Origin of the sequence: Pseudomonas sp. RW407, from assembly GCF_003176655.1 — a bacterium.
Taxonomy (GTDB): Bacteria; Pseudomonadota; Gammaproteobacteria; order Pseudomonadales; family Pseudomonadaceae; genus Pseudomonas; species Pseudomonas delhiensis.
This window is the reverse complement of record NZ_QGSL01000091.1, coordinates 214,062-228,832: the sequence shown is the minus strand read 5'-3', so window position 1 is coordinate 228,832 and position 14,771 is coordinate 214,062. Positions and strand designations below refer to the sequence as shown.

Annotated in this window: 15 protein-coding genes; 7 read left to right on the top strand and 8 right to left on the bottom strand. The window is 68.3% G+C overall.

Features of this window, described 5'->3' with window-relative positions:
• Positions 1-219 precede the first annotated feature (219 nt).
• Positions 220-432: a DUF1161 domain-containing protein gene (locus DK254_RS13365; protein WP_099049091.1), complete on the top strand. Its 213-nt coding sequence runs from the start codon at positions 220-222 to the stop codon at positions 430-432.
• 10 nt (positions 433-442) lie between these two features.
• Here DK254_RS13365 and DK254_RS13360 read toward each other — a convergent pair whose 3' ends face one another.
• Together DK254_RS13360 and DK254_RS13355 are read right to left on the bottom strand one after the other, a co-directional pair.
• Positions 443-877 (bottom strand): hypothetical protein, encoded by a 435-nt coding sequence (locus tag DK254_RS13360; RefSeq protein WP_109934155.1) that lies wholly within the window; start codon positions 875-877, stop codon positions 443-445.
• Positions 878-942: 65 nt separating this feature from the next.
• Positions 943-1,368 (bottom strand): hypothetical protein, encoded by a 426-nt coding sequence (locus DK254_RS13355; RefSeq protein ID WP_089392758.1) that lies wholly within the window; start codon positions 1,366-1,368, stop codon positions 943-945.
• A gap of 69 nt (positions 1,369-1,437) precedes the next feature.
• Between DK254_RS13355 and DK254_RS13350 the strand changes: the two genes are divergently transcribed.
• Positions 1,438-2,529, top strand: a complete 1,092-nt coding sequence (locus DK254_RS13350; protein WP_109934154.1) for an aminopeptidase — start codon at positions 1,438-1,440, stop codon at positions 2,527-2,529.
• A gap of 85 nt (positions 2,530-2,614) precedes the next feature.
• Positions 2,615-3,670 (top strand): aminopeptidase, encoded by a 1,056-nt coding sequence (locus DK254_RS13345; protein ID WP_109934153.1) that lies wholly within the window; start codon positions 2,615-2,617, stop codon positions 3,668-3,670.
• A 521-nt stretch (positions 3,671-4,191) separates the two neighbouring features.
• Here the strand turns inward: DK254_RS13345 and cheR are convergent.
• Positions 4,192-4,998 carry a protein-glutamate O-methyltransferase CheR gene (gene cheR, locus DK254_RS13340; RefSeq protein ID WP_371921145.1) on the bottom strand — a complete coding sequence of 269 codons (807 nt, stop codon included), beginning with the start codon at positions 4,996-4,998 and terminating at the stop codon, positions 4,192-4,194.
• A 110-nt stretch (positions 4,999-5,108) separates the two neighbouring features.
• On the bottom strand, positions 5,109-6,041 hold the full coding sequence (locus DK254_RS13335) for a chemotaxis protein CheV (RefSeq protein ID WP_109934152.1): 933 nt from the start codon (positions 6,039-6,041) through the stop codon (positions 5,109-5,111).
• 138 nt (positions 6,042-6,179) lie between these two features.
• Between DK254_RS13335 and flgA the strand changes: the two genes are divergently transcribed.
• From flgA to DK254_RS13315, 4 genes are all read left to right on the top strand, one after another.
• The gene (gene flgA / locus DK254_RS13330; protein WP_109934151.1) at positions 6,180-6,869 is read left to right on the top strand and encodes a flagellar basal body P-ring formation chaperone FlgA; all 690 of its coding nucleotides are present in this window, start codon (positions 6,180-6,182) and stop codon (positions 6,867-6,869) included.
• A 133-nt stretch (positions 6,870-7,002) separates the two neighbouring features.
• Positions 7,003-7,320: a flagellar biosynthesis anti-sigma factor FlgM gene (flgM, locus tag DK254_RS13325; protein ID WP_109934150.1), complete on the top strand. Its 318-nt coding sequence runs from the start codon at positions 7,003-7,005 to the stop codon at positions 7,318-7,320.
• 40 nt (positions 7,321-7,360) lie between these two features.
• Complete coding sequence (locus DK254_RS13320; protein WP_089391808.1) at positions 7,361-7,828, top strand: flagella synthesis protein FlgN; 468 nt, start codon at positions 7,361-7,363, stop codon at positions 7,826-7,828.
• Between the two features lie 90 nt (positions 7,829-7,918).
• Entirely contained in the window at positions 7,919-8,668 is a 750-nt protein-coding gene (locus DK254_RS13315; protein WP_109934149.1) for a flagellar brake protein, read from the top strand.
• 36 nt (positions 8,669-8,704) lie between these two features.
• On the opposite strand, the gene DK254_RS13310 is transcribed toward DK254_RS13315, so the two are convergent.
• The 4 genes from DK254_RS13310 to ppk2 all read right to left on the bottom strand — a co-directional run bounded on the left by DK254_RS13310 (position 8,705) and on the right by ppk2 (position 14,702).
• The gene (locus DK254_RS13310) at positions 8,705-10,030 is read right to left on the bottom strand and encodes an MFS transporter (RefSeq protein WP_109934148.1); all 1,326 of its coding nucleotides are present in this window, start codon (positions 10,028-10,030) and stop codon (positions 8,705-8,707) included.
• Between the two features lie 191 nt (positions 10,031-10,221).
• Complete coding sequence (locus tag DK254_RS13305) at positions 10,222-11,460, bottom strand: glutamine synthetase family protein (protein WP_177412072.1); 1,239 nt, start codon at positions 11,458-11,460, stop codon at positions 10,222-10,224.
• A gap of 396 nt (positions 11,461-11,856) precedes the next feature.
• Positions 11,857-13,464, bottom strand: a complete 1,608-nt coding sequence (locus DK254_RS13300; protein WP_109934146.1) for an inorganic phosphate transporter — start codon at positions 13,462-13,464, stop codon at positions 11,857-11,859.
• Between the two features lie 317 nt (positions 13,465-13,781).
• Positions 13,782-14,702 (bottom strand): polyphosphate kinase 2, encoded by a 921-nt coding sequence (ppk2, locus tag DK254_RS13295; RefSeq protein ID WP_109934145.1) that lies wholly within the window; start codon positions 14,700-14,702, stop codon positions 13,782-13,784.
• Positions 14,703-14,771 lie beyond the last annotated feature (69 nt).

Here is a 14,771-nt window from a genome sequence, read left to right as displayed (position 1 = left end):
TTCTACGTGGATTCTGGATTGGCTGAATAGCCAAGCCTCTTCAGATTTCACGTAGGAACGCGCTCTTCGAAGAGCCGCTCGGTTTTTCACACAGCCTGAGTGGCGCCCCTTTTGCCGTCGGGCACTCTGTCGCCGCCGCGCTGTCTCTCGTTAGGATAGGGCGCCCCGTGGTGGGGCTGACGAGGGAATGCCATGACCGTGAGCAAGTTCGCCGTGCTGATGCTGGCCCTGGCCTGCGCGGGCGCCGCCCAGGCGAAGACCAAGCCGTGCGAGGAACTCAAGGCGGAGATCGAGACCAAGATCCAGTCCGCCGGGGTGACCGCCTACACCCTGGAGATAGTCACCAACGCCGAGGTGAAGGACCCCAGCATGGTGGTCGGCAGCTGCGAGGGCGGCACGCGCAAGATCATCTACCAGAAGAACGACGACTGAGCCGCCCGGCTCAGAACAGCCCGCAGTCCATCCGCCCCTGGAAGTCGGTCTTGGCCACCAGTTGGCCGTTGGCGTCGGTGAGCAGGGCCAGGGCCTTGCGCAGCTGCGGGCGCACTTCCAGGCGGTAGCGCTGGCCGGGGGCGAAGTTGTCGTAGGTCAGCCACACGCGGCAGGTGATCTGCGTGGTGTTGTCGCTCATCGCCAGCCCGCCGCCGCCTCCCCCGGGAATCTCGTACTGGTAGCGCACCTCCAGCTCGTGCTTGCCCGGCGGCACCTGGAAGAAGCGGCCGTCGCGCAGCACCTGTTTGTCCAGGCGCTCGGCGAGCAGGGTGTTGGCCGGCTGGGTGTAGAGGTCGACCCAGGCCAGCTGCGGGTCGTGGGCCGGCAGCGGGCCGGCGCAGGCACCCAGCAGGGCCGGCAGGAACAGCAGCGGAAGTTTGCGCATGGCGGTGTCGCTCGAAGCGGGGAATCCTTCCAGCATACCCCCTGGGCGGCGCCGCGGCGCGTGGCTCAGACCTTCTCGCAGCGCCCGGTGCGGCCGCGGGCGATTTCGTTGGCCTGGTCGTCGTAGAGCCGCGCCCAGGGGTAGAAGCCGATGCTGCCGGTCTCCAGGCGGTAGCGCTGGCCGGCGCCGAAGTCCTTGTACTTGAGGGTCAGCTGGCAGTCGCGCCACATCGCCTCGGAAACCGCGGCCTCGGAGCCGATGTTCTGCGGCTCGACCTGGAACTGGTAGCGCACGCGCAACTCGTGCTGGCCGGGGTCGACCTCGAAGTAGCGGGTGCTGTGCCAGGGCTTGTCGTCCACCTCCAGGGCCGAGAGGTCGCTCTGGCCGGTGGTGTCGAGGTCGATCCAGGCACGGTTGGGGTCGGGTTGCGGCAGGATCAGCGAGCAACCGCTCAGGACGAGCAGGCCGGTGGCGAGCAGCAGCGGGCGCATGGGTACACTCCAGGGCAGTCTTGTTGTGCGAGGCAGCGGCGGTGAGGGGCCTGTGCTAATGTGCCGCGCATGCCCGCCCGCCCGTGTATTGCGTTTCTCGACCGCCGATTGCCCCGCTGGGTTCCCTGCCTGGCGTTCTTCCTGCTGGGCGGTTGTTCCAGCGCCGGCTACTACGGCCAGCTGGGCAGCGGCCAGCTGCAGTTGCTGGCGGCCCGCGAACCGGTGGTCGAGGTGGTCGCCGACCCTGCCCGCGACGCCAGGCTGCGCCAGCGCCTGGCGTTGTCGCAGGAGGCCCGCGCCTTCGCCAGCGCCGAGCTGGCCTTGCCGGACAACCGCAGCTACCGCCTGTACAGCGATATCCGCAGGCCCTACGTGGTGTGGAACGTGTTCGCCGCGCCGGAGCTGTCGCTGCAGCCGCTCACCCACTGCTTCCCCATCGCCGGCTGCGTGGCCTACCGCGGCTACTACGCCGAGGCCGGGGCAAAGGCCGAGGCGCAGCGCCTGAAGGCGCAGGGCTGGGACGTCTACGTCGGCGGCGTGGAGGCCTACTCCACCCTCGGCTGGTTCGACGACCCGATCATCAGCAGCATGCTGCGCTGGGACGACCAGCGCCTGGCCGAGACGCTGTTCCACGAGCTGGCCCACCAGCGCTTCTACCTGCCCGGCGACACCGCCTTCAACGAGTCCTATGCCAGCTTCGTCGAGCAGGAGGGCGGCCGCCGCTGGCGCGCCTTCCGCGGCCTGCCGCCGGAGCAGGCCAGCCGCGTGCGCCAGCGCGAAGGCTTTACCCGCCTGGTGCTGGACACCCGCGAGCGTCTGAAGGAACTCTATGCCCGCGACCTGCCCGAAGCCGACAAGCGCGCCGCCAAGGCCGCCGAATTCGAGCGCCTGCGCCGCGACTACCGCGCGCTGTGCCAGCGCGAATGGGCCGGCAAGTGCCCCTACGACGCCTGGGTGAACGGCCCGCTGAACAACGCCAAGCTGCTGCCCTTCGGCCTCTACGACCAGTGGGTGCCGGCCTTCGCCACCCTGCTGCGTCAGGTGGGCGGCAACTGGCCGGCGTTCTATGCGCGGGTCGAAAAGCTCGGCGCCCTGCCCGCGGAACAGCGCCAGGCGGCCCTGGAGCGACTGAAAACCGGTGAATTCGTCAGCCTGCGCTAATCTCACCCGTAGATCGTCGTTTTTTTGACTTTCCGCGGGCCCTCATGGCCCCCCTGCCCCGGGTCAACGGGCATGGAGGTGCGCCATGGGCTTTGCCCCCTGCGCCTTGGCTTGCCTGTGCCTGCCGTTGCTGATGGCCTGCGCCGCCGAGAGCTACCAGGAGCAGTTGCACCAGGGCCAGCGGGAAGTGCTGGCCAACGCCCTGCCGGTGGCCGAGGTGCTGGCCGACCCCGGCACCGATGCGCGCACCCGGCGCCTGCTCGCCGCCGCCGTGGCCGCCCGCGACTTCGCCAGCCGCCGCCTGGACCTGCCGGACAACGCCAGCTACCGCCGCTACGCCGACCTGGGCCGGGACTACGCGGTGTGGAACCTGTTCGCCACCGACGAGTTCTCCCTGCGGCCGCGCGACCGCTGCTTTCCCCGCGCCGGCTGCGTCAGCTACCTGGGCTTCTACGATCCCCACGCCGCCCGCCGCGCGGCGGCCGAGCTGCAGCGCCAGGGTCTGGACACCTGCATAGGCGCGGCCGCGGCCTTCACCATCCCCGGGCGCGAGGACGCGCCCATCCTCAGCACCATGCTCGGCGACGAGGCGCACCAGGCCGAGCTGATCTTCCACGAACTGGCCCACCAGCGCCTGTACCTGCCCGGCGACACCGCCTTCAACGAGTCCCTGGCGGTCTTCGTGCAGCGCGAGGGGCTGCGCCAGTGGCTGGCTTCCCGCGGGCAACCGCTGCCGGTGGACACGGGGCCGCGGCAGCGCGAGGCGCTGGCGGCCCTGGTGCTGGCGACCCGGGCGCGGTTGCAGGCGCTCTACGCCAGCGGCCTGCCGCCGGAGGCCATGCGGGCGCGCAAGGCCGCCGAGTTCGAGCGCCTGCGTAGCGAATACCGGCAGTTGGTGGTCCGGCGCTGGGGCGGCAAGGGTTTGTTCGACGGCTGGGTCGACGGGCCGCTGAACAACGCCACGCTGCTGCCCTTCGCGCTCTACGACCAGTGGGTGCCGGCCTTCGCCGCGCTGTACCGCCAGGTCGACGGCGACTGGCCGGCGTTCTACGTCCAGGCCGCAAGGCTCGGCGCCCTGCCCGCGGCGCAGCGCCAGGCGGCGTTGGAGCAGCTCGCGGATGGGCGGTTTCGGTGGTTGTGAAGCATGTTTCCCGTAGGCACGGATTTATCCGCGATTTCGCCGGCAGGGCCGGCGCTGGGCCTATCGCGGACGGAGTCCGCTCCTACACCACCTCACCTGCGTAGCTTCCCTGTAGGAGCGCGTCCTGCGCGCGAAATCGCGGGCAGGGCCCGCTCCTACGACCGTACCTCCCTGGAATTGTAGGAGCGAGCTTGCTCGCGAACCCTGTGGTTCCCGCGTTCGCGATAGTTCGTAGGGCGGGGTCCGCTCCTACGCTATCCCCACCTGCGTAGCTTCCCTGTAGGAGCGCGCCCTGCGCGCGAAATCGCGGGCAGGGCCCGCTTACGACCGTGCTCGACCGTAGGGCGAATAACCGTTCGCGGTTATCCGCCGTTGGCCGGAACGCCGGTGCCCGACGGCCGCGGCGGATAACGCCGTAGGCGTTATGCGCCCTACGCAGAGCCGCGCTCAGGAGGTCGTGCGACATGGATGTCGCGAGAGCCCAGCGGGCTACAGGGACGTGCGCCCGGCGTAACGCCTGGCTACTTGGCCTTGTAGATGATCCCCGGGTTGCACTGCACCATCTGGTAATGCTCCGGCAGCCCGTTGAGCGCCTCGGAGGCGCCGAGGAACAGGTAGCCGCCGGGCTTGAGCTGGGCGTGCATGCGCAGCAGGATGTCGCGCTTGACCTCGGCGGAGAAATAGATGAGCACGTTGCGGCAGAAGATCAGGTCGAACTTGCCCAGGGTGGCGTAGCTCTCCAGCAGGTTCAGCGCGCGGAACTCGACGCGGCCCTTGATCGCCGGCTTCACCGCCCAGCGCCCCGGCCCCTTGGCGTCGAAGTAGCGCTGCAGGCGCTCCTGGGACAGCCCGCGGCCGATGGCCAGGCTGTCGTACTCGCCGGCCTTGGCGGCGTTGAGCATGGAGCCGGAGAGGTCGGTGGCGACGATCTGCACGCCGGCCTTGAGCTGGCCGAGGTTGGTCTTCTCGAACTCGTCGATGGTCATCGACAGCGAGTAGGGCTCCTGCCCCGAGGAGCAGGCCGCCGACCAGATGCGCAGGCGCTGGCCCGGGCTGGCCTTGATCATTTCAGCGAGGATGCGGTTCTTCAGCACCTCGAAGGGATAGGTGTCGCGAAACCAGAGGGTCTCGTTGGTGGTCATGGCATCCACCACCTGCTCGCGCAGCTGGCTGCGGACCTGGATCTTCTGCACCAGCTCGCCCAGGCTCCTGATGCCCTGCTGCTCCATCAGCTTGTTCAGGCGGCTGGCGACCAGGTACTGCTTGTTGGCACCCAGGACGATGCCGCAGGCCTTCTCCAGGAAATCCCGGAACAGCTCGAATTCCATGTTGGTCGATGTCACCGATCACGCCTCTTTCCAGTTGGCCCGGCGCCGGTCCGGACGCCAGGCGGCCGGGGTCGCCCCCGGCCGTTGCAGACTACCCCGAAGTGCCCTCCTCAGCGTGCGTCCGCCGCCTTGATGCGCTCGACGACACGCGCCGCCAGGTCATCGGGCCGGAACTTGGCGAGGAAGTCGTTGGCCCCGACCTTCCGCACCATCGCCTGGTTGAACACCCCGGACAGCGAAGTATGCAGGAGAATGTGCAGGTCCTGCAGCCGCGGATCGTGGCGAATCTCCGCGGTCAGGGTGTAGCCATCCATTTCCGGCATCTCGATGTCGGAGATCACCATCAGCAATTCCTGGCCCGGATTGCCACCAGCGGCAAGCATCTGTTGAAGGTAGTCCAGCGCCTGGCGTCCGTCATTGAGCGCGAGCACTTCCACGCCCACGGTCTCCAGGCAGCGGATCAGCTGCTTGCGCGCCACCGAGGAATCGTCCACCACCAGCACCCGCTTGCTCACCGCCTGGGCCTGGGTGTCGGCGTCGATCACGCCTTCGGAGATGTCCTCGCTGGTGGGCGCGACCTCGGCGAGGATCTTCTCCACGTCGATGATCTCCACCAGTTGCTTGTCCACCCGCGTCACCGCCGTCAGGTAGTGCTCGCGGCCGGTGCCCTTGGGTGGCGGATGGATCTCCTCCCAGTTCATGTTGACGATGCGCTCCACCGAATGCACCAGGAAGCCCTGCACCTTGGTGTTGTACTCGGTGATGATCACGAAGCTGTTGTTGATCTCGCGCAGGCCGCGACGGCCGGTGGCCATCGACAGGTCGAGGATCGGGATGGTGCCGCCGCGGATGTTCGCCACCCCGCGCACCACCGGGCTGGACTTGGGCATCACGGTCAGGCGCGGGCACTGCAGTACCTCCTTCACCTTGAACACGTTGATGCCGTACAACTGGCTGCCATCCAGCCGGAACAGCAGCAGTTCGAGACGATTCTGCCCTACCAGCTGCGTCCGCTGGTTGACCGAATCCATGACTCCGGCCATTGCGCCCCCTTCGTATCCGCCGTGCCGCGCATGGCGACAATCGGCACGAGCCTTGCTTGAAGTCGTGGCATGAAACTGCCAACGACGTTTTTCCGACGGCCCCGAGCCCATGCCCGGTCACTCTGTGGAGTGCTGTGCATGCTGGGCGCATTCGCCCCGGGTCCGACCTGGGCCGACGACTTTACCGCGCCCGAGATTCTTATCGGCTCCACCCAGGGCTTTCTTGAGTTCAAGGTGGAAGATTATCTGCAACGCAGCGGTATCGACGCGCGCTACGAGATAGAAGTGGCACGCATCGACCCGCGCCTGCGCCTGGCGGCCTGCGACAAGGACCTGACGCAATCGCTGGAAAGCCCCGCGCAGCCCGTGGGACGCGTCTCGGTGCTGGTGCGCTGCGACGGTTCCTCGCCCTGGTCGGTGTACGTGCCGGCCCAGGTCAAGCTGTTCCGCCAGGTGCTGGTGACCACCCTGCCGCTCAAGCGCGACCACGTGCTGGAGCCGGGCGACATCAGCCTGGTGGAGCGCGACATCGGCCTGCTCAGCCAGGGCTACCTGACCGACCCGCAGCAGGCCGTCGGGCAGAAGCTCAAGCGACCGACGGTCAGCGACCAGATCCTCGCCCCGGTGTTCCTCGAACAGGCCGCGGCAGTGCGCAAGGGCGACCAGGTGGTGATCCGCGCGCAAACCGGCACGGTCAACGTGGTGATGCCCGGCGAAGCCATGGCCGACGGGGTGCCCGGCGAGCAGATACGCGTGCGCAACCTGCGTTCGCAGCGCATCATCAGGGCCCGGGTGGTGGAACCAGGCGCGGTGCAGGTCACGCTCTAGCGGCGGAAGTCTGGCGCTGGCGCGCCCGCCTTCACTAAACTGTGCGAAGGTGCACGAAAAACCGCCCTAAAGTTTTCTGGATGTCAGCCGAAACCTACAGGCAAGCGTCCTAAACCCGCAGAGGTTCACTACCATGGTCATCGACTTCAACCGGCTGAACAATGCCGGCGCGCCGGTCTCCACCGGCAGCACCGGCAAGCCCCAGGCCGGCCGTGGCGAAGCCGCCGGCAGCGAAAGCGCCGGCAGCGCGCAGGCCACTGGCAGCGGTGAGTCCGTGCAACTGAGCAGCACCGCCCAGCAATTGCAGAAAGCCAGCGACCAGCTGAAAGACCAACCCGTCGTCGACTCGGAAAAGGTCGCGCGGCTCAAGCGGGCCATCGCCGATGGCAGCTACCAGGTCGACAGCCAGAAAGTCGCCGGCAAACTGCTCGACTTCGAATCCCAGCGCTGAGCGCGGGGTTTTCCAAGGACGCCCTGAACGCCGAGCCGCCATGCCGAACGCCAGCCTGCTCCACCTGATCACCGAGGATATCGGCGCCGCCGAGGCTCTTCTGCAGCTGATCGAGGATGAATTCCACGCCCTCGAGGCGCGTGACCTGGAGCGCCTGCAGGGCCTGCTCGAAAGCAAGCTGCCGCTGCTCCAGCAGCTGGAGCGCAATGGCCGCCAGCGCAGCGAGGCACTGCGCCAGGCCGGCGTCAGCAGCGACCGCGCCGGCCTCGCCGCGCTGGCCGCCCAGGGCAAGGTGGCGCCGACCACCGTCGAACTCAGCGAGCGCCTGGCGGCGCTGCTGGAACAGTGCCAGCAGGCCAACCTGCGCAACGGCCGCGTCATCCGCAACGACCAGCACGCCACCGGGCGCCTGCTGGACATCCTCCGCGGCCAGGACACGCCCAGCCTCTACGACCGCCGCGGCGGCGCGACCCAGGGCAACCGCCAACGTCCCCTCAGCCAGGCCTGAGCCCTGGCGCCCGGCCAGGCGATGCGGCAGAATGCCATCGCCTTGCAAAAGAAAATTCCCACAATAAATACATCTGGAGATCGTAGGACCGTGGCAAGCCCGTTCGCCGAGGAAAATGGCCCGCAACCGCCGAAGACGCTCAAGGCGGCCGTGGAGATCCAGGCCAACCTGCGAATCCTGATGGACAGCCATGACCCGCTGGTGATCAGCTTCGCCGAGCGCAACCAGCGTTTCCAGAGCTTCGTCGTCGCGGTGGACCGCGAGCGCAACCGCGTGGCCCTCGACGAACTGATTCCCAATGACGGGGAACGTTTCCTGCAGAACGGCGAGAGCTTCCGCATCGAAGCCTTTCACGAAGGCGTGCGGATCGCCTGGGAATGCCAGCAGGGCGCGCAGTTCAGCGAACTCGACGGCGCCCGCTGCTACTGGCTGCCGATGCCGCCGGAAATGCTCTACCACCAGCGCCGCAACGCCTACCGCGCCACCCTCAAGCAGACCCAGCCGGTCACCGTGGAACTGGCCGGCGACAAGCTCAAGGCCGCCCTGACCGGCAACCTGCTGGACATCTCCGCCACCGGCTGCAAGGTGCGCTTCGCCGGCGACGTGCACGAGCGCCTGCAACCCGGCCAGCTCTACGAGCGCTTCACCGCCCGCCTGCCGTTCGGCGCCATCACCGTGGAAGTGGAACTGCGCCACGTGCACTTCGACGAGAAGGTCAACACGAGCTTCGCCGGGCTGCGCTTCAACCGCATGAGCGGCCTGGAGCAGCGCCACATCGAACGCTTCGTCTACCAGCTGCAGCGCGAAGCGCGGCGCTTCGAGAAAGACGAGCTGTTCTAGCGCCCGCCAGCCAGCGGGCGCTTCCCTTCCCCTGCCCTACCCCGGCCGGCTCTCCTCTTCCTCCTCGGCCACGGCAGGCGCCTCGGGCTCCGCCGGCGCCGGAGCGGTCTTCATCTGCTCCGTCACCGTCTCGTCGGCCACCCGCGGGTCGAGCGCCGCCGACAGCGGCGAGGTGGCCAGGCTGTCCGGCGTGGGCACGTGCTTGACCGGCGCCTCGTCGACGCGGTGCAGGCCGCTGACCTTCTCCGGGCGCACGCGCCAGATGACGATCAGCGCACAGGTCGCGGCGAAGGCATAGAGCATGTTCGGCCCGAAGGCGCGCATCAGCGCGCCGGTCGCCAGCGGGCCGATGCAGGCGCCGACGCCGAAGGTGACCAGCAGCATGGCCGTCAGCGATACCCGCCGTTCACCCTCGACGTGGTCGTTGGAGAAGGCCACCGCCAGCGGGTAGAGGGTGAACTGCACCAGGCAGACCATGAAGCCCATGGGCACCATGGCCTCCATCGGCAGCGACGGCAGCGCCGCCAGCGGCAAGGCGAACACCAGCAGCAGGATGCCGGCGTTGCGGATCAGCAGCGCGCGGTCGTAGCGGTCCGACAACCAGCCCAGCGGCCACTGCACCAGCAGCCCGGCGAAGATGCATACGCCCATGAACACGCCGATCTGCTCGACGCTCAGGCCCTGCTCGGTGGCGTACAGTGGCGCCAGGCCGTAGAAGGAACCGATCACCAGCCCGGAGACCAGCACCGTGGTCAGCGACTGCGGCACCCGCTGGATGAAGAAACGCGGCTCCAGCGGTGCCGGGCGCAACGGCGCGGGGTGGACCTTGTGGGTGATGGACACCGGGATCAGCGACAGGGCGAAGGCCAGCGCGATCATCATCGGCAGGTCCGGCCCCAGCCCCGGGTGCACCACCAGGATCAGCTGGCCGGCCACCAGCCCCAGGTAGGAGGCCACCATGTAGCCGGCGAACACCGCGCCGCGCTGGCGCGCCTCGGCCTGCTCGTTGAGCCAGCTCTCGATGACCATGTACTGGCACATCATGCCCAGGCCGATGAGCGTTCGCAGCAGCAGCCAGATCGCCGGCCAGCTGGTCAGGCCGATGCCCAGCACCGCCGCGGTGACCAGGCCGCCGCAGGCCACGTAGGCACGGATGTGGCCGACCCGGGCGATCAGCCGGTGGCCGATCTTGCCGCCCAGCACCAGGCCCAGGTAGTAGGCCGCCATCATGGCGCCGATCCACAGGCCGTCGACCTTCTCGGCGGCCAGGCGCAGGCCCAGGTAGGTACTCAGCAGGCCGGAGCCGGTCAGCAGGGTGAGGGTGGCGAAGTAAAGCGCACGGAAGGCAGTGAAAATCCGCATCGGACCTCCGGTCCAAGACGGGCGGCAGGGCGCCGCCGTACTACACAAAGCCGCCCGCGCGAAGGCGGGCGTTCGCTACCAGCCTAGAGCCTGGCGCGAGGCGCGTCGAGCCCCATGACGGGTACGCGGTGGAAGGCGTCGTCCACGGCAAAGCCGGTGGTCGGGACCCGCCGTGGCGGGCCCCGCGCAGGTCACGCCTGGGCAGCGAGAACGCGCCGCTCCCAGGGGCTGATCTCGTCGAAGAAGCTGGTCAGCTCCATCTCCTTGCTGGCCGCATAGCCATCGACGAATTCGGCGCCGAACATCCGCCGCGCCAGCTCGCTGCGCTTCAGGCGGCGCAATGCGTCGTACATCGTGCAGGGCAGCAGCAGCTCGTCCGGCACCTCGAACTCGCCCTGGATGGCCGTGCCGGGCTCCAGCTCGTTCTCGATGCCGTGCAGGCCGGCGGCCAGGCTGGCGGCGATGGCCAGGTAGGGGTTGGCGTCGGCGCCCGGCAGGCGGTTCTCCACCCGCCGCGCCACCGGCGGGCTGGCCGGGATGCGCAGGCCGGCGGCCCGGTTGTCGTGGGACCAGCAGGCGTTGTTCGGCGAGGCGTAGGGGTGGCACAGGCGCTGGAACGAATTGACGTTGGGCGCGAACAGCAGGGTGAAGTCGGCCAGGCAGGCCTGCAGGCCGCCGATGAAATGACGGAAGGCCGGGGTGGCCTCGCCATCGGCGTCGCTGAAGATGTTGCGGCCCTCGCCGTCCACCACGCTCTGGTGGATGTGCATGGAGCTGCCCGGGGTGTGCGCCAGCGGCTTGGCCATGCAGACCACCAGCAGGCCGTGCTTGAGCGCCACCTCCTTGAGCAGGTGCTTGAACAGGAAGGTCTGGTCGGCCAGCAGCACGGGGTCGCCGTGCAGGAAGTTGATCTCGAACTGGCTGGTGCCCATCTCGTGCATGAAGGTGTCGCGCTCCAGCCCCACCGCGGCCATGCAGCGGTAGACGTCCTCGAAGAACGGGCGCAGGCCGTTGTTGGACGAAACGCTGAACGCCGAGTGGCCCATCTCGCGGCGGCCGTCCAGGCCCAGTGGCGGCTGGAACGGCTGCTGCGGGTCCGGGTTGGGGGCGAAGACGAAGAATTCCAGCTCGGTGGCCACCACCGGCTGCCAGCCATGCTCGGCGTAGCGCGCCACCACCTGCTTGAGCAGGCCGCGGCTGGACAGGCCGGAGGGCTGGCCGTCCAGCTCCACCGCATCGCAGATGGCCAGGGCACGCGGGGTGTCGCTCCAGGGCAGGCGGTGCACCTGGGTGGGCTCGGCCACCAGGGCCAGGTCGCCGTCGTCGCTGCCGTAGAAGCGCGCCGGCGGGTAGCCGCCCATGATGCACTGCAGCAGCACGCCGCGGGCCAGCTGCAGGCGCCGCCCGGAAAGGAAGCCCTCGCCGGTCATCACCTTGCCGCGCGGCACCCCGTTGAGGTCGGGGGTGACGCATTCGATCTCTTCGACTCCAGCCAGGTGCTCGGCGAGCGGGCTGCGTCCTTCGCTAGTCATGACTTCTTATCCTTGTAATACGGCCGCACAGGCTGTGCGACCCGTACAAAATACGCACCGGTCGTTCGATATTTCAAGCAGGTGGATGAAGGGAATTTCCGTATGCCACCCTAGTTACCGACTGCGCCGAGGCGCTCTTCATAGGATGGGTTGCCCCGCCCACGCCATTCCCATGTAGGAGCGCGCCCTGCGCGCGATATCGCGGGCAGGGCCCGCTCCTACGGGTACTCCACACACCGCACCCATGAACGAAAACGCCGCCCCGAGGGGCGGCGCTTCGAAACGGGCGGTCCGTCATAACAACCGGGTGAACAGCCAGTACAGCGAGGCGGACAGCACGATGGCCGCCGGCAGCGTCAGCACCCAGGCCATCAGCAGGTTGCGGATGGTGCGCATCTGCAGGCCCGAGCCGTTGGCCGCCATGGTGCCGGCCACGCCGGAGGACAGCACGTGGGTGGTGGACACCGGCAGGCCGTACATGTCGGCCGCGCCGATGGTGAGCATCGCCACCACCTCGGCCGAGGCGCCCTGGGCGTAGGTCAGGTGGCTCTTGCCGATCTTCTCGCCGACGGTCACCACGATGCGCTTCCAGCCGACCATGGTGCCCAGGCCCAGGGCGATGGCCACGGCGATCTTCACCCACAGCGGGATGAAGCGGGTGGCGTCGTCGATCTTGCCCTTGAACGCCTGCAGGCGCGCCTGGGTGTCGGCGTCGAAGCCGCCGGCCTTGTCCTTGTCCATCACGCGGATGGTCTCGGAGGCCAGGTACATGTCGTTGCGCACGTTGGCCATGGCCTCGGCGGGCACCTTGGCCAGGCTGCCGTAGTTCTTCACCTCGGCGCCTATGCTGCCGGTCAGCGCGGCCAGCGAGGGCACCAGGGCCGGCTTCAGCTCATGGCTGCGGATGTATTCCGAGAGCACCGGGCGCGGGTCGGCCGGCGCCGTGGCCTGGGTGCTGCGCAGCAGGCCCTGCTGGGTGGCCTCGGCGAGGACCACGAAGGCGGTGGTCTGGTCGGCCGGGATGGTGCGGTTCAGCGCGTAGGCCATGGGCACGGTGCCGATCAGGATCAGCATGATCAGGCCCATGCCCTTCTGCCCGTCGTTGGAGCCGTGGGCGAAGGACACCCCGGTGCAGGTCAGCACCAGCAGGCCGCGGATCCACCACGGCGGCGGCGCCTTGGCCTTGGGTGCCTTGTACAGCGCACGGTTCTTCACCAGCAGGCGCAGGGCCAGCAGCAACAGCGCCGAGCAGACGAAGCCGATCAGCGGCGAGAGCAGCAGCGAGTAGCCGACCTTGCTCGCCTGCGCCCAATCCACGCCGCTGGTGCCGTCGCGACCGTGCATCAGCGCGTTGGCCACGCCGACGCCGATGATCGAGCCGATCAGGGTGTGCGAGGACGACGCCGGCAGGCCCAGCCACCAGGTGCAGAGGTTCCACAGGATGGCGGCGATCAGCAGGGCGAAGACCATGGCGAAGCCGGCAGAGGAGCCGACCTGCAGGATCAGCTCCACCGGCAGCAGGGCGATGATGCCGAAGGCCACCGCGCCGCTGGAGAGCAGCACGCCGAGGAAGTTGAAGCAGCCGGACCAGACCACCGCGAAGTGCGGCGGCAGCGAATGGGTATAGATGACGGTGGCCACCGCGTTGGCGGTGTCGTGGAAGCCGTTGACGAACTCGAACCCGAGGGCGATCAGCAGGGCCACGCCCAGCAGCAGGAAAGGCGTCCAGGTGGTGACCGCGCTGGCCACCTCGTCGACGTCGTGGACCAGACTCCAGGCGGAGAACAGCAGGCCGACGGCCAGCAACGCATAGAACGCCAGGGCGGTGAGGCGGCCGGGCTTGCCGTCCAGGTGCGGGCGGCCTTCGACGGCGGCGGCGCTGGCCAGGGTTTCGCTAGTCATGCGGGAAAATCCGGTTGCGGGGAATGACCGCGCCAGCATGACGGGCAAGTGTGACAATTTATGTCTGTCGAGCCACGAGCGCCCGGCAAGCCAGGCCAAGCGGCGGCCCCGCACAAAGGTCGCCCTGGCGTAGGGCGTATAACCGTTCGCGGTTATACGCCGCCTCACCTTGCTCATCGACCCTGCCTCGGTCGAGCCGGGGGAAATGCGTGACCAGCGCCAAGCCCGGAACCGAGCGGGCCGGTAACCAAGGTCAAACGGCGGATAACGCCTGGGGCGTTATTCGCCCTACGCCGCGCCCGGCCCCTGGAGCGGACTCAATAATGCTCCGGCACCACCATCTCCCCCGGCGTCGGAATGCGCACGTAGTCGGCATGGCGCTGGCGCATCGGCAGTTCGACGTGCAGATGCGCCACCTCCTCGTAGGGCACCTGGCCCAGCAGGTGGTGGATGCAGTTCAGCCGCGCGCGCTTCTTGTCGTCGGCCTGCACCACCCACCAGGGTGCCTCGGCGATGTGGGTGCGCTCGATCATGATTTCCTTGGCCTTGGTGTAGGCCTCCCAGCGCCGCCGCGACTCCAGGTCCATGGGGCTGAGCTTCCACTGCTTGAGCGGGTCGTGGATGCGGCTCAAGAAGCGCATGTGCTGTTCCTCGTCGGTGATCGAGAACCAGTACTTGATCAGCTGGATGCCCGAGCGCGCCAGCATGCGCTCGAACTCCGGCACGCTGCGGAAGAATTCCTCGTACTGCTCGTCGTTGCAGAAGCCCATCACCCGTTCGACGCCGGCGCGGTTGTACCAGCTGCGGTCGAACAGCACGATCTCCCCCGCCGCCGGCAGGTGCGAGACGTAGCGCTGGAAGTACCACTGGGTGCGTTCGCGGTCGTTCGGCGCCGGCAGCGCGGCCACCCGGCACACGCGCGGGTTGAGGCGCTGGGTGATGCGCTTGATCACCCCGCCCTTGCCCGCCGCGTCGCGGCCCTCGAAGAGGATCACCAGCTTGTGCCCGGTCTTGACCACCCAGCTCTGCAGCTTCACCAGTTCGCCCTGCAGGCGGAACAGCTCGCTGAAGTAGCGGCGCCGGGCGATCTTCTCCTCGTCGCCATCGGGAATGTGATCGTCGAACAGCTCGTCGAGGTTGTGCACGTCCTCCAGCAGTTCCAGCTCCAGCTCCTCGTCGCTGTGGTCGAGCAGCTCGCGGTGGATGCGGCGGATCAGGTTGTCGTTGCTCAGTGGCATGGCCGGGACCTCGCTGGCGGGATGCGTGTCGCGCCAGCCTATGTCGCGCCGGTGTCAGCCGCGTGACAG

Bases quoted from the DNA above. Each gene is read 5' to 3' on its own strand.
- DK254_RS13345 (WP_109934153.1), top strand. From the start codon at position 2,615: ATGGGCTTTGCCCCCTGCGCCTTGGCTTGCCTGTGCCTGCCGTTGCTG.
- DK254_RS13335 (WP_109934152.1), bottom strand. From the start codon at position 6,041: ATGGCCGGAGTCATGGATTCGGTCAACCAGCGGACGCAGCTGGTAGGG.
- DK254_RS13360 (WP_109934155.1), bottom strand. From the start codon at position 877: ATGCGCAAACTTCCGCTGCTGTTCCTGCCGGCCCTGCTGGGTGCCTGC.
- flgM (WP_109934150.1), top strand. From the start codon at position 7,003: ATGGTCATCGACTTCAACCGGCTGAACAATGCCGGCGCGCCGGTCTCC.
- DK254_RS13300 (WP_109934146.1), bottom strand. From the start codon at position 13,464: ATGACTAGCGAAACCCTGGCCAGCGCCGCCGCCGTCGAAGGCCGCCCG.
- DK254_RS13320 (WP_089391808.1), top strand. From the start codon at position 7,361: ATGCCGAACGCCAGCCTGCTCCACCTGATCACCGAGGATATCGGCGCC.
- DK254_RS13305 (WP_177412072.1), bottom strand. From the start codon at position 11,460: ATGACCGGCGAGGGCTTCCTTTCCGGGCGGCGCCTGCAGCTGGCCCGC.
- cheR (WP_371921145.1), bottom strand. From the start codon at position 4,998: ATGGAATTCGAGCTGTTCCGGGATTTCCTGGAGAAGGCCTGCGGCATC.
- flgA (WP_109934151.1), top strand. From the start codon at position 6,180: ATGCTGGGCGCATTCGCCCCGGGTCCGACCTGGGCCGACGACTTTACC.
- DK254_RS13350 (WP_109934154.1), top strand. From the start codon at position 1,438: ATGCCCGCCCGCCCGTGTATTGCGTTTCTCGACCGCCGATTGCCCCGC.
- DK254_RS13365 (WP_099049091.1), top strand. From the start codon at position 220: ATGCTGGCCCTGGCCTGCGCGGGCGCCGCCCAGGCGAAGACCAAGCCG.
- DK254_RS13355 (WP_089392758.1), bottom strand. From the start codon at position 1,368: ATGCGCCCGCTGCTGCTCGCCACCGGCCTGCTCGTCCTGAGCGGTTGC.
- DK254_RS13310 (WP_109934148.1), bottom strand. From the start codon at position 10,030: ATGCGGATTTTCACTGCCTTCCGTGCGCTTTACTTCGCCACCCTCACC.
- ppk2 (WP_109934145.1), bottom strand. From the start codon at position 14,702: ATGCCACTGAGCAACGACAACCTGATCCGCCGCATCCACCGCGAGCTG.